The sequence below is a fragment of the Beijerinckia sp. 28-YEA-48 genome (assembly GCF_900104955.1).
In the GTDB taxonomy this organism is placed as follows: Bacteria; Pseudomonadota; Alphaproteobacteria; order Rhizobiales; family Beijerinckiaceae; genus Terripilifer.
Genome location: NZ_FNSI01000001.1, coordinates 1,244,307 through 1,267,052 on the forward strand (window position 1 = coordinate 1,244,307; position 22,746 = coordinate 1,267,052).

The 22,746-nt window shown below is 62.6% G+C and carries 21 protein-coding genes; 11 read left to right on the forward strand and 10 right to left on the reverse strand.

What is annotated here, in order from left to right:
* Positions 1–86: 86 nt before the first annotated feature.
* Both BLW50_RS05825 and BLW50_RS05830 read right to left on the reverse strand, forming a co-directional pair.
* Positions 87–737, reverse strand: a complete 651-nt coding sequence (locus tag BLW50_RS05825; protein WP_090698803.1) for a Vgb family protein — start codon at positions 735–737, stop codon at positions 87–89.
* Between the two features lie 59 nt (positions 738–796).
* Positions 797–2,017 (reverse strand): helix-turn-helix domain-containing protein, encoded by a 1,221-nt coding sequence (locus BLW50_RS05830; RefSeq protein ID WP_090698805.1) that lies wholly within the window; start codon positions 2,015–2,017, stop codon positions 797–799.
* Positions 2,018–2,165: 148 nt separating this feature from the next.
* Here BLW50_RS05830 and BLW50_RS05835 point away from each other — a divergent pair, with 148 nt between their 5' ends.
* Complete coding sequence (locus BLW50_RS05835) at positions 2,166–2,930, forward strand: DUF899 domain-containing protein (RefSeq protein ID WP_170850007.1); 765 nt, start codon at positions 2,166–2,168, stop codon at positions 2,928–2,930.
* A gap of 8 nt (positions 2,931–2,938) precedes the next feature.
* Positions 2,939–3,787 (forward strand): DUF2182 domain-containing protein, encoded by an 849-nt coding sequence (locus BLW50_RS05840; protein ID WP_210186044.1) that lies wholly within the window; start codon positions 2,939–2,941, stop codon positions 3,785–3,787.
* Between the two features lie 65 nt (positions 3,788–3,852).
* Here BLW50_RS05840 and BLW50_RS05845 read toward each other — a convergent pair whose 3' ends face one another.
* The gene (locus BLW50_RS05845; protein WP_090698812.1) at positions 3,853–5,715 is read right to left on the reverse strand and encodes an FUSC family protein; all 1,863 of its coding nucleotides are present in this window, start codon (positions 5,713–5,715) and stop codon (positions 3,853–3,855) included.
* 177 nt (positions 5,716–5,892) lie between these two features.
* Here BLW50_RS05845 and BLW50_RS05850 point away from each other — a divergent pair, with 177 nt between their 5' ends.
* The 5 genes from BLW50_RS05850 (at position 5,893) to BLW50_RS05870 (ending at position 9,758) form a co-directional block, all read left to right on the forward strand.
* Positions 5,893–6,765 (forward strand): substrate-binding periplasmic protein, encoded by an 873-nt coding sequence (locus BLW50_RS05850; protein WP_090698814.1) that lies wholly within the window; start codon positions 5,893–5,895, stop codon positions 6,763–6,765.
* Between the two features lie 2 nt (positions 6,766–6,767).
* A complete protein-coding gene (locus BLW50_RS05855; RefSeq protein ID WP_090698817.1) occupies positions 6,768–8,087 on the forward strand; it encodes a dicarboxylate/amino acid:cation symporter in 1,320 nt (439 codons plus the stop codon).
* Positions 8,084–8,833: a cysteate racemase gene (locus BLW50_RS05860; RefSeq protein ID WP_090698820.1), complete on the forward strand. Its 750-nt coding sequence runs from the start codon at positions 8,084–8,086 to the stop codon at positions 8,831–8,833. The genes BLW50_RS05855 and BLW50_RS05860 overlap by 4 nt, the downstream gene beginning before the upstream one ends.
* A gap of 90 nt (positions 8,834–8,923) precedes the next feature.
* Positions 8,924–9,271: an ArsR/SmtB family transcription factor gene (locus tag BLW50_RS05865; protein WP_090698824.1), complete on the forward strand. Its 348-nt coding sequence runs from the start codon at positions 8,924–8,926 to the stop codon at positions 9,269–9,271.
* A 1-nt stretch (position 9,272) separates the two neighbouring features.
* Positions 9,273–9,758 (forward strand): SRPBCC domain-containing protein, encoded by a 486-nt coding sequence (locus BLW50_RS05870; RefSeq protein ID WP_170850008.1) that lies wholly within the window; start codon positions 9,273–9,275, stop codon positions 9,756–9,758.
* 24 nt (positions 9,759–9,782) lie between these two features.
* Here the strand turns inward: BLW50_RS05870 and BLW50_RS05875 are convergent, their stop codons facing one another.
* Together BLW50_RS05875 and BLW50_RS05880 are read right to left on the reverse strand one after the other, a co-directional pair.
* Positions 9,783–10,451, reverse strand: a complete 669-nt coding sequence (locus BLW50_RS05875; protein ID WP_090698830.1) for a methyltransferase family protein — start codon at positions 10,449–10,451, stop codon at positions 9,783–9,785.
* A 17-nt stretch (positions 10,452–10,468) separates the two neighbouring features.
* Complete coding sequence (locus tag BLW50_RS05880; protein ID WP_090708766.1) at positions 10,469–10,891, reverse strand: hypothetical protein; 423 nt, start codon at positions 10,889–10,891, stop codon at positions 10,469–10,471.
* A gap of 107 nt (positions 10,892–10,998) precedes the next feature.
* Here BLW50_RS05880 and BLW50_RS05885 point away from each other — a divergent pair, with 107 nt between their 5' ends.
* The gene (locus BLW50_RS05885; RefSeq protein ID WP_210186045.1) at positions 10,999–11,463 is read left to right on the forward strand and encodes a GbsR/MarR family transcriptional regulator; all 465 of its coding nucleotides are present in this window, start codon (positions 10,999–11,001) and stop codon (positions 11,461–11,463) included.
* Positions 11,464–11,505: 42 nt separating this feature from the next.
* Here BLW50_RS05885 and BLW50_RS05890 read toward each other — a convergent pair whose 3' ends face one another.
* Both BLW50_RS05890 and BLW50_RS05895 read right to left on the reverse strand, forming a co-directional pair.
* Positions 11,506–12,486 carry a Bug family tripartite tricarboxylate transporter substrate binding protein gene (locus tag BLW50_RS05890; protein WP_139267487.1) on the reverse strand — a complete coding sequence of 327 codons (981 nt, stop codon included), beginning with the start codon at positions 12,484–12,486 and terminating at the stop codon, positions 11,506–11,508.
* A 17-nt stretch (positions 12,487–12,503) separates the two neighbouring features.
* On the reverse strand, positions 12,504–13,292 hold the full coding sequence (locus tag BLW50_RS05895) for a cyclase family protein (RefSeq protein WP_090698836.1): 789 nt from the start codon (positions 13,290–13,292) through the stop codon (positions 12,504–12,506).
* Positions 13,293–13,646: 354 nt separating this feature from the next.
* Here BLW50_RS05895 and putA point away from each other — a divergent pair, with 354 nt between their 5' ends.
* On the forward strand, positions 13,647–17,336 hold the full coding sequence (putA, locus tag BLW50_RS05900; protein ID WP_090698839.1) for a trifunctional transcriptional regulator/proline dehydrogenase/L-glutamate gamma-semialdehyde dehydrogenase: 3,690 nt from the start codon (positions 13,647–13,649) through the stop codon (positions 17,334–17,336).
* A 155-nt stretch (positions 17,337–17,491) separates the two neighbouring features.
* Here putA and BLW50_RS05905 read toward each other — a convergent pair whose 3' ends face one another.
* From BLW50_RS05905 to BLW50_RS31000, 3 genes are all read right to left on the reverse strand, one after another.
* Complete coding sequence (locus tag BLW50_RS05905) at positions 17,492–18,106, reverse strand: TetR/AcrR family transcriptional regulator (protein WP_090698842.1); 615 nt, start codon at positions 18,104–18,106, stop codon at positions 17,492–17,494.
* A 101-nt stretch (positions 18,107–18,207) separates the two neighbouring features.
* Positions 18,208–19,977 carry a thiol reductant ABC exporter subunit CydC gene (gene cydC, locus BLW50_RS05910; RefSeq protein WP_090698845.1) on the reverse strand — a complete coding sequence of 590 codons (1,770 nt, stop codon included), beginning with the start codon at positions 19,975–19,977 and terminating at the stop codon, positions 18,208–18,210.
* Positions 19,974–21,692 (reverse strand): ABC transporter ATP-binding protein/permease, encoded by a 1,719-nt coding sequence (locus BLW50_RS31000; protein ID WP_090698848.1) that lies wholly within the window; start codon positions 21,690–21,692, stop codon positions 19,974–19,976. Before BLW50_RS31000 ends, cydC begins: the two co-directional genes overlap by 4 nt.
* A 190-nt stretch (positions 21,693–21,882) precedes the next feature.
* Between BLW50_RS31000 and BLW50_RS05920 the strand changes: the two genes are divergently transcribed.
* Positions 21,883–22,239: an ArsR/SmtB family transcription factor gene (locus BLW50_RS05920; protein WP_090698851.1), complete on the forward strand. Its 357-nt coding sequence runs from the start codon at positions 21,883–21,885 to the stop codon at positions 22,237–22,239.
* Positions 22,239–22,721, forward strand: a complete 483-nt coding sequence (locus tag BLW50_RS05925; protein WP_090698855.1) for an SRPBCC family protein — start codon at positions 22,239–22,241, stop codon at positions 22,719–22,721. The genes BLW50_RS05920 and BLW50_RS05925 overlap by 1 nt, the downstream gene beginning before the upstream one ends.
* Positions 22,722–22,746 lie beyond the last annotated feature (25 nt).

A 22,746-nucleotide genomic window follows, 5' to 3' on the forward strand; every position in this document is an offset into this window, starting at 1 on the left:
TACCGCGGTGTTCACAAAGTTGGGTTAATGGGCGATGGCGTTTTATGGGAAGCATCCGTCGCGCAGGCGGCGCGACGGATGCTGTGTTATCCGCGCTTCGGCCTTCTCACGGCCCGAACTTTCCCGCTGTTGCCACCGCCGCAAAAGAACCGACCATCGCCATCGGATTCCAACCCCGACACGACGACGCCTTCGGGCATATCGATCCGTTCCAGTACTTCGCCGCTTTGCGGATCGATGCGGCGCAGGTCGCTCTCGTCGCCTTCCCAGGTGCCGTGCCAAAGTTCGCCATCGACCCAGGTGACGCCAGTGACAAAGCGTTGGGATTCTATGGTACGCAGGATGATACCGGTTTCAGGGTCGATCTGATGAATCTTGCGATCGCGATATTGGCCGACCCAGAGCGAGCCTTCCGCCCAGGTGAGGCCGGAGTCGCCACCGCCGCCAGGCGCGGGGATCGTGGCGAGTACCTTGCCCGTCTGCGGATCGACCTTCTGAATGCGGCTCTCGGCGATCTGAAACAGATGCTGGCCGTCGAAGGCGGTGCCGGCATGGGCGGCGACAGGCAGGGTGCGCACCGTCTTGCCGCTGTCGGGATCGATCGCGTTCAACACGTCGCCGAGCGCGACCCAAATATGGCGACCGTCGAACGATACGCCACCCACTTTGTCGAAGCCGGGAAAGGGGCCGTATTCGCGGAGAATTTCGGCGGCTGAACGGTTGGCTGTTCGGGTCATGATGCGATCCTGGGTTTGAGTGAGGCCGTCGTGCGCTATTCACGTCGCATGAGAATGCTTTAATCGCCGGGCAGGGGCGCGGGGAGTAACAAGGTTGTCGTGAAACCGGGCACGGGCGGGGTGAGCCAGCGCCGCGCGCGACCGCGCCCGAAGGATTGCACCTTGTTGGCCGCTGCCAGCGCATCGAGCGCGCGCTGCACATTGCGCTGGCTGACGCCAAGCGCCAGAGCCAGCGCCGAACTCGACCAGGATTCGCCGTCGGCCATGAAAGCCAACACTGCCGCGTGGGTCTCTTCGACCGGCCGTGCCAGCACAACGATCTGTTGCGCCTGGTGTGGCGCCAGCGTGAAGCCACGCGCCGTCGCGTTCACATCGACGAGCGGTTTGAGCAGGCGGCGCAAGCGGCCAATCTCGACACGCAAGCGGGCGCGATGGGACTCGTCGGCCTCCTTGGCGCGGAAGGCGCTGATGACTAGCGTGTCACGCGTGACGTCTTGCGGCCAGGCTTCGGCCAAGGTGCGGGCGAGGGCGAACAACACCGGGCGCGTCGCCAGCGCTACGATGGTGCCGCCGCTACGCACCCCATGGCGGCAGGCGTCGACGATGAGCGCTTGCGAGGCAAACAGAGCTTCGACATCGTCGAGCAGGAGCGGGCGTTCGGCGCCGTTGGCGATCAATCGTGCGGCGGGTGCGTTCAAGATCCGCGCGGCGTTCTCGACCTCTGCCGTGAGCGCCGGAATATGCGCTTTGCGGGCGGTCTGTTCGGCGCGGGCGAGGGCGGCGCGCGCCGCTTTGGTGTCGAGGCGTCGCAGGGCGATGCCGGCGATCACCAGTTCATAGGTTGCCTTGAGCGATGATGGCAGCGGCGCGGCATCGAGACCCGTGAGTGCGTGTTCGGCCTCGTCGAGACGGCCGATGAGCAGCAGGCGACGAACGTTGAGCAGGCGCGCATGGGCGGTGTTGATGGCATCGCTATGGGCTTCGAGGGTGGCGCGCGCCGCATCGAGCGCCTTGACGGGCCAGGAGAGGTCGCGGGCGGCAAGGGCGATTTCGGCCTCGGCGACGATGCAGCGGGCGCGCGCCATGGCTTCGCGTGGCCCGAAGGCACGAGCAGCACGGCGCACCAGCGCCTTGGCGCGGGGGAGGTCGCCGAGCTGCGCCATGGCGATGCCGCGTAGCGCCAGCGCCGGGGCATCCTCGCGCAGCGCCACGCGCTTGAGGGCGCCGAGCGGATCGCCCGCCGCTAGCGCTCGTGCCGCTGCTGTGATCAGCGAGTCCATTTAGATCCTGTCCCCAAAAAGTTCCGGCCGAAAAAATCCCGCCAAACTTGTCACTCCCACCGGGGGCTGTCCCGGGATTACCACCTCTCAGGACGCTGACTGACGTTGGAGCACGAGTCAGCAGGATTCCTGACAAGAGGAGACAGTGATGACGACACGTAGAACCGGGACACGTCAAGAGTGGCTGAAAGCACGGATGGACCTGCTCGAGGCTGAAAAAGAATTCTCGCGCCGTGGCGACGAACTGGCGCAACGGCGGCAGGAACTGCCATGGGTACGTCTCGACAAGGACTACCGTTTCGAGACGGAGGCGGGCGATGCCTCGCTGAAGGATCTGTTCCGGGGGCGCTCGCAGCTGCTCGTCTATCACTTTATGTTTGGGCCCGATTACACGGCCGGCTGTCCGTCCTGCTCGTCGATCGCCGATGGGTTCAACGGTATCTCAGTGCATCTGGCCAACCATGACGTGATGCTCTGGGCCGTGTCGCGGGCGCCGCTCGCCAAGCTGCAGGATTATAAGAAACGCATGGGCTGGACCTTCCCCTGGGCTTCATCGTCCGACAGCAGCTTCAATTTCGACTTCAACATTTCCTTCACGCAAGAGCAGCAGCGCCAGGGCATCGAATATAACTTCCGGCGCGAGCCGGGGGCGGTTCAGCGCAAGGAAGAGACTCAGGGCGTTGGGGGGCAATCGGCGACCATGTGCGGCACGGACATGCTGACCTATCAACGCGAGCGGCCGGGTCTCAGCGCCTTCGTGCTGGAGGATGGCGCCGTCTACCACAGCTATTCTGCTTATGCGCGTGGTGTCGACGGCATTTGGGGCATGTATCCTTGGCTGGATCGCGCACCCAAAGGCCGCAACGAAGCGGGCATGTGGTGGCGTCGCCACGACGAATATGCCTCGGCCTGAGCGAAGCCGTGGCTTTCGTGCGCCGCACTGAAGACTGGGAGAGTTCGCGCAGCGTTGTCGCTGCGCGGATATCCACTTGGGTCTTCTTCACCGTTCTGGCGTTGCTCTTTGCCGCCAATGTGGGGCTGATCGTCGTCTGGTGCACCTCCATGTCGGGCATGGCGGCGATGCCGATGCCCGGCGACTGGACGATGTCCATGATGTGGATGGCCGTGTGCGGGCAGACGTGGCACGACGCCGGTTTCTCGTTCCTGGGCATGTGGATCGCGATGATGATGGCGATGATGCTGCCGTCACTGGCGCCCGTGCTATGGCGCTATCATGAAGCGGTGCGGCGCGCCGGCGGGATGCGCCTTTGCCTGCGCACGCTGTCCATGGCCCTGGGCTATTTCGCCGTGTGGGGCTTGCCGGGGCTGGTGATCTTTGCGTTCGGCGCGCTGTTCGCCGATGTGGCGATGCGGGAACCGGCGCTGGCGCGGGCCGTTCCGCTCGTGGCCGCCGTGGTCGTCGTGATGGCCGGTGTCTTTCAGTTCACCGCATGGAAGCTGCGACATCTCACCTGCTGTCGGGACATGTCTGGGTGGGGCTGGATATGTCCCGCGCAGGCCACGTCGGCCTGGCGACACGGACTGCGACACGGACTGAGTCTTGGCCTTCATTGCCTGTGCAGCTGCGCCGGCCTGACGGCGATCCTTCTCGTCACCGACATTATGGACCTTCGGACGATGGCAGCTGTGACAGCGGCCATCACGATCGAGCGCCTTGCCCCCAATGGCGCGCACATGGCACGCGCCATCGGAGCCGTTGTGATGGGGGTAGGGCTGTTGCTGATCGCGCGCGCTGTCGCGCTGGCCTAAAGCAAACGCGCGCTAGTCTGAGTTGAGCCGGGAAACTCGATTGCTTCGTCGCTGCGCGCCAGCTCTCATGCCGCCTGCGGCACGAGGGAACCGGCCAGATGTTGGATTTCACCTTCGAGGAAATGCGGCAATCGGGTGAAGGTGAGGGCGCCGCCGCCTGTCTGTGCCGCGCTGCTGAGCTGCGAGAGGGCTGTCGTCAACTCGGCCAGGTCGGCATCGGTGAGCGGCGGTGGTTTGGCTTTTCCCTGTTCGGCTGCCTGCTCGAGAGCCCAGCAGGCGGCGAGGGTTCGATAGGCGAGGCGCTGGGTGGCGACGACAGCGGGCCACATGCGCTCTGCCGCGCCTTGGTGGCGCGATAGGCCACCCATTTCCGTTTCAGTCGAGGTGACAAGAACGAAGACATTGTGCTGCAGCATGCTGCGCGCGCGGCGCGCGGCCGGTGTGGTCACCTGGCCGGCCGCGATATGTTGGAGCACGTTTTGGAGGGTCGTCAGGGTTTGGGCGATCTCCTGGCCGATGGAAGCGGCGGGGCTGCGCGCGGCCGTCAGTGCGTGGACGACGAGCGCGATGAGGCAGCCGACGAGCGTATCGATGCCGCGCGCCCAGAGCAGATGGCTATCGTCAGCCATGGGGCGTCCACCAGAGGCGATCAGCAGAGCGATGGCGGTGATGAAGACGACAGCCAGCGCGTAATTACGCGTGACCACGATTTCGATGGTGAATTGCAGCAGCATCATCGTCGCCACAAGCCACAGGCCCGTTGGATGCAGCGTGAGGATGGCGGCGGCCAGGCATAGGCCCAGTAGCGTGCCGCTCATCCGTTCCACGCCGCGCTGCAGGGTCCGGGTCCAGTCCATGCCTTGATGCAGCATCAGAACGGCCGAGGCCATGACCCAATAAGCATGTTCGAGGCTGAAGGCAGCACCTGCTACGCCGGCTACCGCCACGGCGATACCGACACGTGCGGCGCTGCGCGCGGCCGGCGAGCGCAAACTTAAATTCTCAAACAGCAGTCCCTTGAGGCCGGGCCGTCCCAAAGGCACTTGCGTCGGATCGGTTCGTTCGCGGCCGGCCTGCAATGATGTGGCGGCGGCGCCAATCTCGCGCGCCCGCGCGGCGACAGCGCTCATGCTGTCACCGGGCGTGCCGGCGGTGTTGATGCAGGTGGCGAACAGCAGATGCAGTTCGCGATTGAGTTCGCGCAGACGGGCCAGAGCGCCGTTGGGGCGCGGCCGGGCTGGCTGCAAGGTGACCAGGGCGACCCAGGCTTCACGCAAAGCGAGTGCCGCGCCATGGCGTGCCGTGTCCTGTCCGGCGGTGCCGGTGGCTTGCGCGAGTTGCGCCACCGCTTTGGCGGCGGCGGTGACGGCGGCTTTTTCCGGCCCTCGGGGGGAGAACAGGGCGCCGGCCATGTGCAAGACCCAGGACAGGGCGCCCCCAGCCAACACCAGAAGGCCGATATGCCAGACGGAAATGTGAGCGGCGGGAAGCGCCGTGCCGGCGGCGCAAGCCAGCGCGAACATATAGGCGCCCGGCGGTCCGATCCTGAAGGCGTTGCAGATGAAGGTGGCGGCGATGGAGATCAGCACCACGAAAGGAACCACAAGCCACGGTTCTTCCTGTACCCAGGCGCCGAGGCTGACGACGAGAGCGAAAGCGAGCGCGATGCAAGCCACGACCGAGGCGCGGTTGCGATAGGGCCGGTCGCCGGCATAGAGCGCGGTGAAGGCGCCGATGGTCGCCATCATGCCGGCCGGCACGTCGCCGGCCATCCAGCCGGCAGCGACCGGCAAGCCCATGCTGAGCGCGGCACGCACCGCGCCGGGCCAGCGTGGGGCAGAGGGGCGCAATACGAACATGGCGCCCATTCTGAGGGTCGATTTTGGTGGCGGCGGTGTATCTGGCGATGTGGGGACCTGTGGTGTCATGCGCTCATGCGGAATAGGTAGTTGCAATTTGAATTATATCGATATTTTCGTGTGGGCTCTTAACTGTGTCACCACCTTGCTGCTGGGTTTCCGTGGCTCGGCCGAGTATCTTCGGGCTTACGAGTATCTTCGACTTAAACGCCTCGCGACAACAAGTTTTCATGAAAGTCGGTGACGATGCGCCTCCTGATGGTCGTGCTTGCCTTCCTCGGTCTAGCCGGCGTGGTCTCGCCAAGTTTGATCTCGCCAAGCGCGGCGCAGGCTCCCGCGACCGATCTTGCAGGGATCATCTCGCGCGGAGAATTGCGGGTTGCATTGCCGGCCTTCGATTCCGTGCCATTTTTCTATGTCCGAGAGGGTGCGCTTGAGGGCTCCGACATCGACATGGCCCGCGATATCGCCTCTAAGATCGGCGTCAAAGCCGTCTTCACCCGTGCTGGCGGCAGTTTTGACGATGTGGTGGATCGGATTGCAACCGGCGGGGCCGATGTCGCGATCTGCAAGCTTAGCCGCACGTTGGCCCGGGCGCGCGTCGTCATCTTTACGCGGCCCTATATGGCGCTCAAACATGGGCTCGCCCTCAACCGGGTTAAGTTCGCTCAACTGGCGCGTGGCGAAGATCCGGCCGCGATTTTGCGCAAATACACGGGCAGTCTCGGGGTAATCCAAGGGTCGTCCTTTGCGCAGTTCGCGCGGACGAACTTCCCCACGGCGGATACCCGCGAGTTTGACTCGTGGGAGAACGTGCTCGCGTCGCTCCGTGCGGGCAAGCTCATCGCCGCCTATCGCGACGAGTTTGAGATCAAGAAAATCCTTATCGATGATGCAGCGGCTTCGCTGACCCTGCGCACGGTCACCTTGCTCGACCTGGAGGATACGCTCGGCATGGCCGTGCCGGCTGGATCGATTCAGTTGGCGGCCTTCCTCGACATGTACATCGCCAACGAAGTGAAGAGCACGTCGGCGGATGCCGTGATCGCCCGCTATGATCAGCTGGTCAAACAGTCCCCCGCCATGAAGCAGGCGACAACGCAGACCATGGCGCCTTGATCATGCCCCTCATCTCGCGCTTCCTGCGTTCTCCCCTTGCCGTCGTTGTGGCCGCCACCGCCGGTATTGGCGTCGGGCTTGCAGCGCCACAAGTCGCTTTGGCGATGGCGCCGCTGAGCAAGCTCTATATCGACCTTTTGAAGATGGTGGTGCTGCCGTTCATCGTCTCGTCGATCATCTTCAGCTTGCGCTCGCTCATCCGCGATCCCCAAGCGAGTTCCTATGTCGCGAAGGTGATTGCCGCGGTGATTGGCATTTCGGCCGCGGCCGTGGTGGTCGGCGTCGTCGGCACGCTGGTGATCCAGCCCGGTGTCATCCACGATCCGGCGACGAGTGCTGCTTTCGGCAACGTCATCAACCGCGATGGCGGCGTGGCGACCGAGCTGCAGATGACCTTGCGCGAGCCGGAGAATAAGGTGCTGGAACCGGGCATGGTCGACATGCTGCTGCGTTTCGTGCCCGACAATGTGTTCCGCGCCCTGTCCGAGGGCGATACGATCAAGGTTTTGGTGTTCGCGCTGCTGTTTGGCTTCGCCGTCGGTCGCGTGCCGCACACCGTCTCCGAACCCTTCGCGCAGGCGCTCGAAACGGTCTACCGAACCTGTCTGATCCTGACGCATTGGTTCAATCTGATGCTGCCGTTGGCGACCTTTGCCATGATCGCCCAGCAGACTGCTTCGATCGGTTTTCAGGCGCTTGGCCTGATGATCGGCTTCTTGACCGTGCTCGGCCTGTCGGTGCTGGTCTTTGCCGTCGTCACTTTCATGGTGATCGCGGTCAAGGTGCGCCAGTCGCCCTGGCGGGTGTTGAGTGCGCATAGGGACGTGCTGGTGATGGCGATCGCCACGCGCAGCAGCGTCAGTTGCGTGCCGCTGCTGATCGAAACACTGGTCAGCAAGCTGGGGTTCGGTCGCGCGGTGGTCGAATTGCTGGTGCCTCTGCAAACGGCGCTGTTGCGGGTCGGCCCGGTCCTGATGTTCGCGATCGCGCCGATTTTTATCGCCCAGCTCTATGGCAGGACCTTGTCGGCGTCCGACATCGTGCTGATCAGTCTGGTCGCTCTGCTGCTTGGCCCGACGACAGCTGGTATGAGCGGCATCACCACCATCGCCCAGATTGGTGTCATCTGCGGCTATCTCGGTCTGCCCTTCGATGCCGCCTTCGTGCTTTTCGTTGCGGTGGACACGATGTGCGACACGTTGCGGACGCTGGCGATCGTCATCACGGTCAGCGGATCGACGGCGGCGATCGCGCCACGCGATCAGGCCGCCGTCGTGCTGGACGAGGAGGATGAATTTGCCCCAGCGGTGGAGCGGGCATGAGCCTTGCGCCGAAAAGATCCGGCCCGAAACTGCGGCTCGGCATCCTCGGCGGCCTGGGGCCGCTCGCCTCGGTCGACTTTTACGCCAAGCTGACCGAGCTGACGCAGGCGACGCGGGATCGCGAGCACGTGCCGCTCGTGCTCGTCAGCGCGCCGGAGATTCCAGATCGAAGTGCCGCCATTCTCGATCAGGGTGTCAGTCCGCTTGCCGAGCTGGAAGAGGCGGTTCGCTTGCTCGACGATCTCGGCGTCGAATGTATCGTCATCACCTGCAACACGGCCTATCACTGGTATGACGCCTTGGCGAAAGTCAGCCGCGCGCGCTTGCTGCACATAGCCGATGGCGTGATCCGCGCGCTTTCAACCCGGCTGGCGCCGGGCGCGCGTGTCGCGGTGCTCGGCACGCGCGGGACGCTGCGTTCTGGCTATTACCAACGCCGTCTGACCGCAGCGGGTTTCGACCCTGGGCCGCTGCCGGAGCCGAAGCTGCAGGCGGGCGTCGATCGCGTCATCGCCGCCGTGAAGGCCGGTCGAATTGCTGAAGCGGCTGTGGCGCTTCAAGAGGCTGTCGATCAGCTTGCCGCGGACGGTTGCGAAGCTGTTGTTTTCGCCTGCACGGAACTACCGATCGCCCATGCGGCTCGTACACAGGAGGTGGTGGGGCCGATCGTGCCGATCGATGCCACTCTCGAGCTGGCGCGCGAAGCGTTGATCGTCCTCGGGCACCCAATCAGAGAGCGGCCGTAAGGCGCTCGCGCAGTTCACGGATAAGCTGTTCGAACCGGCGACAGAGGATCGCTATTTGACTTTTATATTTCCATATGGCTATATAGCTAAATGGAAATAGAAAGCAGACCCACGCACCGTTTGGATAGAGCCTTCTACGCCCTGAGCGATCCGACGCGGCGGGCGATCTTGGCGCGTCTCGCCTTGGGCGAGGCCAGTGTTTCGGAACTGATGGCGCCGTTCGAGCTCAGTCAGCCGACGATCTCGAAACATCTCAAAGTTCTTGAGAGCGCTGGATTGATCGAGGGCGGCCGGGATGCGCAGCGGCGCCCGCGCAGGCTGGCGCCGCTCGCCATGAAAGACATCGCCGAATGGATCGAGCCTTTCCGGGCGCAGTGGGAGAGTAGGTTCAACAATCTGGATGCTCATCTCAGCAAGCTCAAAAAACGGGAGAAGTGACATGCCGGCTCACGTGCAAACCCAAGCGCAATCTCACGTGCAAACTCAAGCCAGGACCGATCTCGAGATCGATCGCGCGGCTCACACCATCAGGCTGACGCGCAGCTTCGACGCATCGCGGGCCGAGATATTCGAAGGCTGGACGAAACCGGAGCATGTCTCCCAATGGTGGGACCCAGCCGGTCAGCCTCTCGTGGTTTGCGAGATTGATTTGCGTCTAGGTGGCGCATTCACATTTACCACCAAGGCTCGTCCGGACATGCCGTTCACGGGAATCTATCGCGAGATCGCGCCACCCGATCGTCTCGTGTTCGAGGCCTTGGCTGCCACCGGACGCGTCATGCTTCAGGATGTTGCGGGCAAAACCAAGATGACGGTCGAGATCGAATGTCATTCGGCCGAACAGCTCGATCAATATCTGAAGATGGGCATCGATGTCGGCACGTCGCAAACTCTCGACAATCTCGTCGCCTTCATGCGGCGCTGATCGTCGTCTCTCAGAGCGCTGAATTCACCACACGCCCGGGACGAACCTGTATTTCACTCGCTGGCTATAGGCATCGTAGTCAGCGAACTGGTGGCGCAGCGTGTCTTCCTCATGCACCGAGCGCCAGGCGAGCGCGAGGCTGAGCAGGATGGAAATCCATAGGCCGTTCCAGGAGCCCAGCAGAAGGGGAACACCGAGGAAGAAGAAAAGCGCGCTCGTATACATCGGGTGTCGGACCAGCGCGTAAGGACCGGTGTCGATGATCTTTTGCCCCTCTTGGATTTTCACCACCGGCGCGGCGAAGGCATTGGCATTGAAGGTCCAGGCGCAGCCGGCATATTCGAGAATGATGCAGAGCGCGCCGAAGCCTTGCAGCCAGGGCGGCACGGCGGTGAAGCCTGTGCGCGCCGCGTCCCCGGCCATGAAGGCGAGCCAGGCGCAGGCGATGACAATGAACAGGCTGAGGAAGATCTTGTCCCAGCGCTCTTGGCCGGACTGGAACGGTGAGCCCATGCGCTTCTTCAACAGTTCCGGGCTGTAGCGCGAGAGCCAGGCGATGAAGGCGGCGCTGCCGATCGCGAAGATGACGAGCAGCGCCCAGGCACCGGGATAAGCGAAAGTGCCGGCGGGCCAGAACAGCAGTGCCGCCATGAATACGGTCCAGGCAAATGTTTTCAGCTGATAGAGGACCATGGATCGCTCCGTAATGTTCAGTGATCACGCGGTTTGGCGATCCATCCGACGTAGGTCAGGTAAAGGCCGATCAGCGTGAACAAGCCGAAGCTCAGGCGCAGCAGAGTTTGATGCGGCATCAAGGCCTCGCCGCCGCGTATCATCAGATTGGGTGCGACGAGCACTATGGCGCCACGTAACACCAAGAGCCAGCCGAACAGTGAGATGAGGACGGCTGCTGGAGCCCGCCAATATTGATGAAGCGCGATGATGATCATGCCGCAGAGCAGCAGCAAAGCGCCGGTGATCCACACCACCGCGCCATTGGCGAAAAAATCCGAGAACATCGCGGCCATGGTTGGCATGCGATAGGCGGCCACGGCTGTGACGATGGCGAGAAAGGGGCCGAGGACCCTTGCGAACGCGCGGGTGCGGGCCGGGGATGAACTGGAATAGGACATGGTGGCCTCCAACGTCAGCGAACCGCGCTGTGGCGAGGCGAAGTCCAAGTGTCGGCTGAACGAGCGGACACGATGGACATTCTCACATCATCTAGTATATTCGATATATGTCGAATATGTCAAATCTTGAGCCGGATCAACGGCGTTTTATCGACGAAATTGCCAGGCTGTTCGTGCCCTGGGGTGTGCCGCAGTCAGCAGCCAGCCTCTATGGCTATCTGTTGCTTCGCCCCGAAGCCGCCGATCTCGATGAAATTGTGCGCGATCTTGAGATCAGCAAGAGCAGCGCCAGCGTCGCGGGCCGGTTGCTTGAGCAATATATGCTCGCGCGTCGTCTGCGCGTGCGTGGCAGTAAGCGTATCCTCTACGAGGTTTCTGAGAATTACGAGGAAATGCTGAGCCAGCAGAACCGGCTCTTGGAAGCACTGGCGAACCAGCTGCTGGCGGGAGCGGAGGTGAGCCAGTCGAAAAAGATTCAGCTGCGGCTGAAGGAGATGGCGACCTTCAACCTGGCGGCACGCGATGCGATGAAGGATCTGCTGCGCGCCATGGCCGCGAAACGCCGCGGGTAAGTGCCGGGCAAACGTGCTGCCCGGCACAGATTTCAAGACGGATCAGTTCAAGCGAATGTTGTTCTTCTGGATGACGTCGCTCCACTTCCGGCCTTCGTTGTCCAGGAAGCGGCCGAAAGCCTCCGGCGGCTCGTCGACGGGAACAAGCGACTGGCCTTCGAACCAGGATTTCAGTTCCGGTGTCTTCAACGCGGCGCGGATGGTGGTGTTGAGCTTGTCGATGATCGGGCGCGGCGTGTTGGCAGGCGCCAGCATGCCGACCCAGGATTGCACTTCGAAGCCCGGATAGGTCGTGGCGATGGTCGGGACCTCGGGCAGGACGGGAATGCGGTCGGCCGTGGTGACGGCAAGGGCCTTCAGCTTGCCAGCCCGGATGTGCTCCAGCACGGACGGCACGCTGACGAACATCACCTGCACCTGGCCGGCGACGATATCGGCGATCGCCGGGGCGCCGCCGCGATAGGGCACATGGGTGATTTTGATGCCGGCCATTGTGTTGAACAGTTCGGCCGTGAGCTGATTGGAGCTGCCGATGCCGGTCGAAGCATAGTTCAAGGCGTCGGGTTTGGCCTTCGCCAGCGCGACCAGTTCGGCCACGGTGTTGGCTGGAACTGAAGGGTGAACGACAAGCGCGAGCGGCGACGTGGCGATCAATACAACCGGTGCCAAGTCCTTATGCGGATTGTAGGAGAGTTTATAGAGCTGATCGCTCACCGCATGGGTGTCGAACGTGTTCAGGAGCGTATAGCCATCGGGCGCGGCGCGGACGACTTCAGCGGTGCCAACGGTGCCACCGGCGCCGCCTTTATTCTCGATGAGAAACTGCTGCTTCAGCTCGGTGGTGAGCCGCGCGGTGAGGGCGCGTGTCGTGTTGTCGACGATGCCGCCGGCCGGGAAGGGCACGATGACGCGGATCATCCGATCGGGATAGGTCGCTTCAGCGCCAGAGGCATGAGGCAGAAACGCCGTGGTGAGGCCAGCGAACGCCAGGGTAGCCGCGTGGCGGCGGGTGATCGGAAGCACGGAGTTTTTCACTTGTTTCAGCCCTCGAGGATTGCGACCGCGCGGCACCAGGCCGCCGATCCGTTTTTAATTTTGATAGGGAAACAGCTCACGGTGAAACCATGAGACGGGAGCTGATCCAGATTGGTCAGCTTTTCCATCTGGAAATAGCCGATGTCACGGCCGGCCTTGTGGCCTTCCCAGATGATCGCCGGATCATGATCGCGGCGATAGCGTTCGACGACGAATTTGAAAGCGGGATCCCAGCTATAAGAATCCGTGCCGACGACACGCACACCGCGCTCGGTTAGCCACAGGGTGGCATCGCGGCCGAAGCCGCAGGCGCTTTCCCAATAGTCTTCCAGGCCCTGGCGGGCGCCGGCGCGCGTGTTGGTGAGGACGATATCGAGTGGTTGCAGCTCATAGCCGATGCGGGCGAACTCGGCCTCAACGTCGGCTGGCGTCACCACATAGCCGGCATCGAAATGGCGGAAGTCGAGTTTGACGCCAGGGCGCTGGCACCACTCGAGCGGCACTTCGTCGATGCCGGGCGCTGGCCGCCCACCGGGGACGAGCGCGTGATCGGTCGTCGGGTGGTAATGCCAGGGCGCGTCCATATGGGTGCCGGCGTGGGTCGATAGTTCCATCTGCTCGACGGCCCAGGCTTTGCCTTCTGGCAGATCCTGCGGGCCAATACCGTCGTAGAGTTTCGAAAACAAATCGAACGACTGATCATGATCGACATAGTGGATCTTCGGCCGATGGTGCGGCGGCGATGTCATCTTGTCTTCGAGCGTCACGGAAAGATCGATAAAACGGCGTGCCATGTGCGGCCATAATCCCAGGGCTTGCTCCGCTGGGCGAAGCGAGGTTCAGAGCTGGCCGGAAGCATGGATTCAAGGCGTGGAGGAGTCGCGACGGACCGCGCTTCGCACGAGAGCCCCCAATCCAGCGCGCGACCGCGTCTCATTGTTGGGTGGCTTAATCATTTATATAATTGTGGTTGTCAACGATGAGCTGTCGCGGCGTTGTGAACAGGCGAAATGGAGCAGGAATAATGCTAGGCTCCGACCTCCTCGCAGGAGATGTCATCATGTTGGCCCCGCAGCGAATTTGACAAACGACCCTTCTCTGAAATCGACGACGAGCCTCTCTCTTTCCGTCAATCGCAGGCCGTACTGATGACAAGCGCCGAAAAGCCGGTATTCCCTTCGCCGACACAGGTTTACCCGCCATTCGCGCCACCGATCTTGCCGCGGAGCGCCTTGCGTGAAGCCATCACCGCGCATGATCGCACCCCGGAAGCGGCGTGTCTCGCGCCGCTCCTCCAGCAGGCGAGTTTCGACACTGAAACGAAAACTGCGATCGCTGCATTGGCGCGCAAGTTCGTCACGGCGCTGCGCAGCAAGCCAAAAGCCTTTGGCATCGGCGAACTGGTGCAGGAATATTCGCTGTCGAGCGAGGAAGGCGTGGCCTTGATGTGCCTGGCCGAAGCCTTGTTGCGCATTCCCGACGCTGAGACGCGCGACGCGCTGATCCGCGACAAGATTTCGACCGGCGACTGGCACGCTCATCTTGGCCATGATCGGTCATTGTTCGTCAACGCGGCGACCTGGGGGTTGGTTGTCACGGGCAAGCTCACCGCCACGGTCAACGATACTGGCCTATCGGCCTCGCTGCTGCGGCTCATCCATCGCCTGGGTGAGCCGGTCATTCGTGGCGGCGTCGACATGGCGATGAAAATGATGGGCGAGCAGTTCGTCATCGGCGAGACCATCGAGGAGGCCTTGCACAGGGCGCGCGACCAGGAAGATCTGGGCTTCCGATATTCCTACGACATGTTGGGCGAGGCGGCCCTGACGGCGGAAGATGCCGCGCGCTATTTCAAGAGCTACCAAGAGGCGATCCACGCCATCGGCAAAGCGTCGGCCGGCCGTGGCGTTTACGCCGGCCCCGGCATATCGATCAAGCTTTCTGCACTTCATCCGCGCTATCAGCGCTCGCAAGCCGCGCGCGTGATGGATGAGTTGCTGCCGCGTGTCAAAGCACTGGCCGCGCTGGCGAAGACTTACGACATGGGTCTCAATATCGATGCGGAAGAAGCAGACCGTCTCGAACTGTCGCTCGATCTGCTGGAGCATCTTGCCACCGACGTCGAGCTTGCTGGCTGGAATGGGCTCGGCTTCGTCGTGCAGGCCTATGGCAAACGATGCCCCTATGTCCTCGACTTCGTGATCGACCTGGCGCGACGCAGCGGGCGTCGCCTCATGGTGCGGCTGGTCAAGGGCGCCTATTGGGATGCGGAAATCAAGCGCGCGCAGGTCGATGGGCTGGAAGATTTTCCCGTGTTCACCCGCAAGGTGCATACGGACGTGTCCTATATCGCCTCCGCCCGCAAATTGCTTGACGCGACGAATGTGGTTTTCCCGCAGTTCGCCACTCACAATGCGCAGACGCTGGCAACGATCTACCATCTGGCCGGGCCTGAGTTTCACCTCGGTCAATACGAATTCCAATGTTTGCATGGTATGGGCGAGCCGCTTTATTCCGAGATCGTCGGGTCGGCTGACCTCGATAGGCCCTGTCGCATCTATGCGCCGGTGGGCACGCACGAGACCTTGCTGGCTTATCTTGTGCGTCGTCTTTTGGAGAATGGCGCCAACTCGTCCTTCGTTCACAAAATCTATGATGAGCATGTCGAGATCGATGAGCTGATCCGCGATCCAGCTGTCGTCGTGCAGGGCGAGGCGGTGCCGGGGCAGGGCCATCTGGGGATCGCGCTGCCGGCGCATTTGTTTGGTGACGCGCGTCTGAATTCGCGCGGCCTGGATCTGACAAACGAGAATGTGCTTGCCTTGCTCTCGCAGGCGCTGACGGCGAGCCGCCGCGCCAATTGGGAAGCCAGGCCACTGCTGGTGCATGATCCGGTGGCACAGCCGCCGCGAACCCTCATCAATCCGGGCGACCATGCGGATGTCGTCGGCACGGTGATTGACGTATCGGAGGCGGATGCGCGATTGGCGGTTCGCTCCGCCGCTGGCAGTTCCTGGTCGTCCGTGCCCTTGGCGCATCGCGCCGCGTGTCTCAAGCGTGCCGCCGAGCTGCTGGATGCCAGGCGTTTCGATCTGATCCCGCTGATCATGCGCGAAGCCGGAAAGTCGGCGGCCAATGCGGTGTCCGAAATTCGCGAGGCCACCGATTTTCTCCGCTATTACGCGGAGCAGGCGCACGCGACCTTGTCCGTGGAGACGCCGCCGCTTGGCCCTGTCGTTTGTATCAGCCCGTGGAATTTTCCCCTCGCCATCTTCACCGGGCAGGTCGCGGCGGCGCTCGTCGCCGGCAATGCGGTTTTGGCCAAGCCGGCCGAAGAAACGCCGCTGATCGCTGCCGCCTGTATTGCCATTCTGCATGAAGCGGGTGTGACCCGCGACGGCCTGCAGCTGGTTCCAGGGGATGGCGCCATCGGAGCCGCGCTGGTGGCGGCGCCTGAGGTCGCCGGTGTGGTTTTTACAGGTTCGACCGAGGTGGCCAAGAAAATCCAGGCGCAGCTCGCCAGCCGTCTTTCGGCGCAGGGCCGCGTCATTCCGCTGATCGCAGAGACGGGCGGACAGAATGCGATGATCGTCGATTCCTCCGCGCTGCCGGAACAGGTGGTCGCCGATGTCCTTGCCTCGGCATTCGACAGCGCCGGGCAACGCTGTTCGGCGCTTCGGGTGTTGTGCCTGCAAAGCGATGTGGCCGAGAGGATCATGGACATGTTGCGCGGAGCGCTACGCGAACTCGATATCGGGCCGACGGATCGGCTTTCAACCGATGTCGGCCCCGTCATCACGCAGGAAGCGGCTGAGACAATCACAGGCCATATCGAACGTATGCGCGGGCGTGGCCATCCTGTCCATCAGGTCGCGCCGGACGCAGCGGCAGCGAACGGAACCTATGTGCCGCCGACAATTATTGAGATCGCCGACATCGCGGAATTGCAGCGTGAGGTCTTTGGCCCGGTTCTCCATGTGGTCCGCTTTCATCGGGAGGATCTCGATAAGACGATCGCCAAGATCAACGCCACCGGATACGGCCTGACCTTCGGCCTGCACACACGCATCGACGAGACCATCGCCCATGTGAGCGAACGCGTGCAGGTCGGTAATATCTACGTCAATCGCAATATGATCGGCGCTGTCGTTGGTGTGCAGCCGTTTGGCGGCCGGGGCCTGTCAGGTACTGGGCCGAAGGCGGGTGGGCCGCTGTATATTCACCGCTTGGTGGCCAAAGCTGGCACGCTACCCAAGCGCGCTTCGGCCCGGGCTGACGAGGCGCTGCTGCAGTTCGTCGCCTGGCTCGAGCGAAAGGGCCTGGCCGAAGCGGCGCGGATCGCGCGCGATCAGGGCGATCACTCGCCGCTCGGCTTCAGTTGCGCATTGAAGGGCCCAGTCGGGGAAAGCAATCGCTATGTCCTGCAGCCGCGCGGCCGCGTGCTGATTGTGCCGCGGACGGAGGCGGGGCTTTTCTGCCAGATCGGCGCGGCGCTCGCGACCGGCAACGATATCGTGATCGATACCCATCACGGATTGGAGGGATCGCTGGCCAATCTGCCGATTGTGATCCAGCAGCGTGTGTCTTGGTTGGCGGACTTGAAAACCGCAGGTTCATTCGCGGCGGTGCTTGTCGAGGGGGATGGCGATTTCGTCACATCTGTGAATGAACGCATGACGCAATGGCCGGGGCCGATCCCCATCGTTCAGGCCGCCACGTCGCAAGAGGTTCGCTCAGGGGCCGATGCCTATTGCCTGCATTGGCTGGTCGAGGAGGTGGCGACGTCGATCAACACAGCGGCTGCGGGCGGCAATGCGAGCTTGCTGGCGCTGACGTAGAACGCGAAAATCTTACCGTCATTGCGAACGTAGTGAAGCAATCCAGGAGTTAAGGCGTAGAGTCGCAGGCGCAACTAGATCTGCGCTACTGAAATTCTTGACATTTTACCACGTGCCACTGGATTGCCGCGTCGCTGCGCTCCTCGCAATGACGGTTAGCCTTTGCGCGGCTTCAACCCGATCGCCTGACGGCAGAAGGCGAGCACGGTCGCACCGAGCGCTTTGTGGTTGATCTTGCTGCCGCTGTCGACCGCGTCATCGACTGCACCATGCAAGGCATAGAACAGCATCATCGCGGTCCTGCGGGGATCTTTCACGATCCAGGCGCCCTGTTGGGCTCCTTCTTCCAATAGGGCCGCGAGCTGAAGGATTATAGGATTGTCGTGCTGGATGCGCTGGTGAACCGGTTGCGATTCATGGAAGACGAGATCGTGCAACGGGACCTGGTCGAAATATCCGCGCATGGCCGCTTCGATCCAGGCATCGAAACGCCGGTCCCAGGCATCGGGTGGACAGCGCTTCAGCGCATCTTTCAGGCTGTTGTGAAAATCATCGATGAAGCGGGCCTGCAAGGCCAGCAGGACATCGTCCTTGGTCTTGAAATGCAGATAGAACGTGCCCTTGGCAACGTCGGCGATCTTGACGATCTCGTCGACACTCGCCGCCGAAAACCCCTTTTCAAGGAAAAGCGCCTGGGCTGCATCCATCAGCTCTTCGCGGCGTACTTCCGCGGGCTTGGTGCGAGGCCGTTTGGCGGTGATTTCGGTCATCGTCTGGGCTGGTCTGCATCGTTGTTGTGACAGATTCCAAACTAATGCAGATCAGCCTGAATTGAAAGATTTAAACGAGATCGACCGAGCGATTCCGCTGCTTACTGAAACGCCTCGGCGGATGTGATCAGACGCGCATAGACGCCGCCTTTTTCGACAAGATCGGCATGCCGGCCTTCTTCCACAATGCGGCCGCCGTCGAGCACCAGAATCCGATCGGCGCTGCGGATCGTCGAGAGGCGATGCGCGATGACGATCACGGTGCGATCGCGGCGGATCTCGTTCATGGCCGTTTGCAACGCTTTCTCGTTTTCGCTGTCGAGGCTCGAGGAGGCTTCGTCGAGAAGCAGGATCGGTGCGTCGAGCAATAGGGCGCGGGCAATGGCGATGCGCTGGCGCTGGCCGCCGGAGAGGCGCGCGCCGCGTTCGCCGCAGACCGTGTCGTAGCCTTGCGGCAATTCGGCGACGAAGTCATGGGCCTGCGCCAGCCGCGCGGCGCGTTCCACCGCCGCGATCGGCGCATTTGGCAGGCCGAGACGGATGTTGTCGGCGATACTCTCGTTGAAGAGATGAACGTCCTGGGGAACGTAAGCGACAAGCTTGCGCAGCGCGCTGATAGGACGGTCGCGGATATCGCAATCACCAATCGCGATGCGGCCATCGTCGACGTCCCAGAAGCGCAGCAGCAAATTGCTGCACGTGCTTTTGCCGGCGCCTGATCGCCCGACCAGCGCCACGGTCTCGCCGGGCCGCACGGAGAAGCTAACACCATTCAGCACGGAACCGCGTTCGTCGTGGCCATAGCCAAAGCGCACATTGTTGAAATGAACCGTGGTGTCGGGCGAGGGGCCGTCACGGCCGGTGTCGTGAACGGCGGGTTGCTGATGGAAGATGGTGAGGATGCGCGCGGCGCCGGCGCGCAATTCGCCGAGTTTGCGCGCGGTCTGGGTGACTTCGACGATCGGGCTGAACGCCGCACCGGCTAAAACGATGAGCAGCGGGAAATGGGCGCGATCGAGGCTGCCACGGGACACAAGCCAAATGCCGACGATCGCCGAGGTCAACACGGCGAGCGCGACCAGGCCATCAATAGCGGAATGTTCAAGGCCAGCGCGCGAGCCATAGCGTTTCTGTGCGGCGGCGAGATGGCGCGTCTGTTGGATCAGGCGGGCGAGCCTGTCCGGCATCCGGCCAAAGATCGCCAGTTCGCGCTGCCCTTGGATCACCTCAACGGTTTCGGCATTGAGGGCACCGAGTTCATGCATGACCTGGCGACCCTGTTCGCCGGCGCGGCGCGCCAGCCAGAACGGCACTGAGGCGACGAGCGGTAGAAACGGTAGCAAGGCTAATGCAGCGAGCGGGGAGAGCATGAAGATGACGATCAGCGCGCCAAGCGGCACCACGACGGCGCCGACGTAATCGGCGATCGTATGGGCATAGAAATGCTCCATCAGTTCGGCATCGGTGGTGGCGACAGAGGCCAGTTCGCCGGTTCGCTGGCCCAGTACATAGCCAGGCGCAGCGCGTTCCAGCCCGTCGTAGATGCCGACCTGCAAGGTCTCGATCAGCGCGAAGGCGAGATCGTGCGAAATATAGGCCTGCCACCAGCGCGCCGCCGCGGCGAAGACAGCGACGATGCCGAGGATGATAAAGCCCGGCACGAGGCTTGCCGGCGTCGCACCTGTGACGGCGTGCCCGACAAGCCAGGCGCCGACGGCAAGGCTCGCCAATGTGCCGGCCTGGGCGAGAATGCCGGAGAGAATGGTCAGCGCCAGGACCAGGCGCCGGCTTTTGAGCAGGGGGATGAGGCCGAAAATGCCGCCGGCTTTGGGGGCGCGCGTCGCAGGCCGGGGCAGGGTTGCGTCGGTCATGCGGCTTCTCCTTGCGCGGCCATCAGGCGGGAATAGATCTGTCCGTTCTGTTCGAGGCTGTGGTGATCGCCTTCCTCGACGATGCGGCCATCTTCGATCACCAGAATGCGATCGGCCTTGCGGATGGTGGACAGGCGATGGGCGATTACCAGCGTGGTGCGACGCCCGACCAGCGCGTCGAGGGCATCCTGGATGGCGCGTTCGCTGCGCGGATCGACATTGGACGTGGCTTCGTCGAGGATCAGGATCGGCGCGTTCTTTAACAGCGCGCGCGCGATCGAGAGACGCTGACGCTGCCCGCCGGAGAGATGAGCGCCGCGCTCGCCGATTTCGGTGGCATAGCCCTTGGGCAGACCAAAGATGAATTCGTCGATATGGGCGGCGATGGCGGCGGCGTAGATTTCATCCATCGTCGCATCCGGCTTGGCGATCCGCAGATTGTCTTCGATCGTGCCGTGGAACAGATAGGTGTCCTGCGAGACGACGCTGACGAGCGAGCGTAGGTTTTCGAGCGAGAGATCGCGGATATCGGTGCCGCCGATCCGGATATGACCGGAGGTCGGATCGAAGAAGCGCAGGAGCAGCGAGATGATCGTCGATTTGCCCGAGCCCGACGGGCCGACCAAAGCGACGAATTCCTTCTCCTTGATCGCGAAGGAGACGGCGGACAAAGCCTTGGCGCCGTCGGCTTCGTAAGCGAAGCTCACATTGTCGAAGGCAATGCCGTGGGCCGTAGGGATGGGCGCGCTCATTGTGGGCTCATGGATGTTGGGCATCAGGGCCAGGAAATCGCTGATCGAGGTGGCGGCGCCGCTCGCTGCCCAGGCGGTGTGGAATTCCTTTTCCAGTCGATCAAGCGGGCGGAAAGCTTCGCGCACGAGGAACAGCGCGGTGAAGAGAGCGACCGGCGTGAGCAAGCCAGCGGCCGTGCGCCAGCTGTTGAAGGAAAGCACCAGTGCGACGCCGATCAGGGTGATGAAGCCGGTGAGTCCGGTGCGCATCAGGGTCACGGCCAAAGTGGCCATGGCTTCCTGGCGTAGGGCCGCGGCGCGGCTTGCCAATTCCTTGCGGCGCGCGGTCGTGGCGTCGAAGGCTTTCAGTGTGACGATGCCTTGCAGGCTGTCGAGCAGATAAGCGCCAAAGGCGCCCATGGCCGCGAACACACCGGAACTCTTGGGCATGCGCCAGCGCAGCCATAGTCTGTCGGCGATCGGGAAGGCTGTGACGAAGAAGCCGAGCAGGAGGGCCGAGGGCCAATCGACCCAGGCGAGAACAGCGAGCACGCCGCCGCAGCCGAGAATGGCGATGAAGATCGCCGGCATATAGCGGCTGTAATAGCCCTCCAGCGCTTCGACGCCGGCAACGAGCACAGCCTGGAGATCGCCAGTCTGCTGACGCAGGGTGACGCCGGGGCCAAGCGCCGCGAGATGGGAGAGCAAGCGGGCGCGCAGATGTTCCTTGGTCCGTTGCGCCGTGGTCTGCGCGGCGATTTCTGCGCACCAGAGGAGGAGGCCGCGCAGAAGGACGATGCCGGCGAAGGCGATGATCCAGGGCGTGATGTCGGCGATGGCGCCGCCGGCGAAGAGGACGGCCAGGGCCTGTGCGAGGGCGATGCCTTGCAGCCCGTAACAGGCGGTGACGAGCAGACCGAGGCCGGTGCTGATGGCGACGCGTGTTCTGATTGGGCCGGCAAGGGCAAGCAACTGAGCATTCATCGGCGAGTCTCCAGCAGTCTCGTGTCGCGTCAAAATTTGACTGACTGTCGGTCATATGTCAATGCTCCATCATTACTTAGGGATTGACCTTAGTATTTTCCCGCGCTAGCTCTGTCGTCATGAGAGGAGATGTCGTGGTGATCGGCGGGTATCAATCAAAGGCTGGATCAATCAAAGGAAAGAGCGAACCATGATGCAGGGCATGTCGGCGGAGTCGGTGGTGGTCGACGGCATTTTCCGCGCGCTGGCGGATCCGACGCGACGCGATGTGGTGGAGAGGCTCAGCGCCAAACCGTCATCGGTCAGCGAATTGGCGTCGGCCTATGACATGGCGCTGCCGTCCTTCGTCGAGCATTTGAAAATGCTCGAAGGTGCGGGGCTCGTCAGCTCGGAGAAAGTCGGCCGGGTGAGAACCTACGCCCTCGTGCCCGAGCAGTTCGACATTCCTAGAGATTGGCTCAGTCGGCAGCGTTCCATGTGGGAAGGCCGGCTCGATCGTCTCGACGCTTATCTCTTATCGCTGAAAAAGAAGGAGAAGCCTGAATGATGTCGCCTTTTGGAAAAACCGATCCCGCGCTCGATCTTGTGTTGGAACGGGAAATCGATGTTCCTGTTGAACTGGTCTGGCAGGCCTGGACGGATCCCGACAGCGTGAAGCACTGGTTTGTTCCAAAGCCCTGGACCGTGGCCGAATGCGAGATCGATCTGCGTATCGGTGGCGGCTTTCGCTCGGTGATGCGCTCGCCGGAAGGCCAGGAGTTTTCGAACCTCGGCTGCTATCTGGAGATCGTGCCGAATAAGCGGCTGATTTTCACCGATGCGCTGCTGCCGGGCTTCCGGCCGTCGCCGAAGCCTTTCTTCACCGCCGGCTTGTTTCTTGAGCCGAACGGAAAGGGCACGCGCTATACGGCGATCGCGGTCCATGGTGACGAAGCGGGTCGAAAGACCCATGAAGACATGGGCTTCCATCACGGCTGGTCGACGGTGGTGGATCAGATGGTCGCGCATATCAAAGCGACGACACACTAACGGCCTGGCCGTAGCAGAGGGGCCG

What these genes read in the sequence shown, in the direction of transcription:
- BLW50_RS05875 (WP_090698830.1), bottom strand. Translation starts at nt 10,451, where the DNA reads ATGGTCCTCTATCAGCTGAAAACATTTGCCTGGACCGTATTCATGGCG.
- BLW50_RS05885 (WP_210186045.1), top strand. Translation starts at nt 10,999, where the DNA reads ATGTCGAATATGTCAAATCTTGAGCCGGATCAACGGCGTTTTATCGAC.
- BLW50_RS05925 (WP_090698855.1), top strand. Translation starts at nt 22,239, where the DNA reads ATGTCGCCTTTTGGAAAAACCGATCCCGCGCTCGATCTTGTGTTGGAA.
- BLW50_RS05870 (WP_170850008.1), top strand. Translation starts at nt 9,273, where the DNA reads ATGCCGGCTCACGTGCAAACCCAAGCGCAATCTCACGTGCAAACTCAA.
- BLW50_RS05865 (WP_090698824.1), top strand. Translation starts at nt 8,924, where the DNA reads ATGGAAATAGAAAGCAGACCCACGCACCGTTTGGATAGAGCCTTCTAC.
- BLW50_RS05860 (WP_090698820.1), top strand. Translation starts at nt 8,084, where the DNA reads ATGAGCCTTGCGCCGAAAAGATCCGGCCCGAAACTGCGGCTCGGCATC.
- BLW50_RS05845 (WP_090698812.1), bottom strand. Translation starts at nt 5,715, where the DNA reads ATGACACCACAGGTCCCCACATCGCCAGATACACCGCCGCCACCAAAA.
- BLW50_RS31000 (WP_090698848.1), bottom strand. Translation starts at nt 21,692, where the DNA reads ATGAATGCTCAGTTGCTTGCCCTTGCCGGCCCAATCAGAACACGCGTC.
- BLW50_RS05850 (WP_090698814.1), top strand. Translation starts at nt 5,893, where the DNA reads ATGCGCCTCCTGATGGTCGTGCTTGCCTTCCTCGGTCTAGCCGGCGTG.
- BLW50_RS05835 (WP_170850007.1), top strand. Translation starts at nt 2,166, where the DNA reads ATGACGACACGTAGAACCGGGACACGTCAAGAGTGGCTGAAAGCACGG.
- cydC (WP_090698845.1), bottom strand. Translation starts at nt 19,977, where the DNA reads ATGACCGACGCAACCCTGCCCCGGCCTGCGACGCGCGCCCCCAAAGCC.
- BLW50_RS05855 (WP_090698817.1), top strand. Translation starts at nt 6,768, where the DNA reads ATGCCCCTCATCTCGCGCTTCCTGCGTTCTCCCCTTGCCGTCGTTGTG.
- BLW50_RS05905 (WP_090698842.1), bottom strand. Translation starts at nt 18,106, where the DNA reads ATGACCGAAATCACCGCCAAACGGCCTCGCACCAAGCCCGCGGAAGTA.
- BLW50_RS05895 (WP_090698836.1), bottom strand. Translation starts at nt 13,292, where the DNA reads ATGGCACGCCGTTTTATCGATCTTTCCGTGACGCTCGAAGACAAGATG.
- BLW50_RS05825 (WP_090698803.1), bottom strand. Translation starts at nt 737, where the DNA reads ATGACCCGAACAGCCAACCGTTCAGCCGCCGAAATTCTCCGCGAATAC.
- BLW50_RS05880 (WP_090708766.1), bottom strand. Translation starts at nt 10,891, where the DNA reads ATGTCCTATTCCAGTTCATCCCCGGCCCGCACCCGCGCGTTCGCAAGG.
- BLW50_RS05920 (WP_090698851.1), top strand. Translation starts at nt 21,883, where the DNA reads ATGATGCAGGGCATGTCGGCGGAGTCGGTGGTGGTCGACGGCATTTTC.
- putA (WP_090698839.1), top strand. Translation starts at nt 13,647, where the DNA reads ATGACAAGCGCCGAAAAGCCGGTATTCCCTTCGCCGACACAGGTTTAC.
- BLW50_RS05830 (WP_090698805.1), bottom strand. Translation starts at nt 2,017, where the DNA reads ATGGACTCGCTGATCACAGCAGCGGCACGAGCGCTAGCGGCGGGCGAT.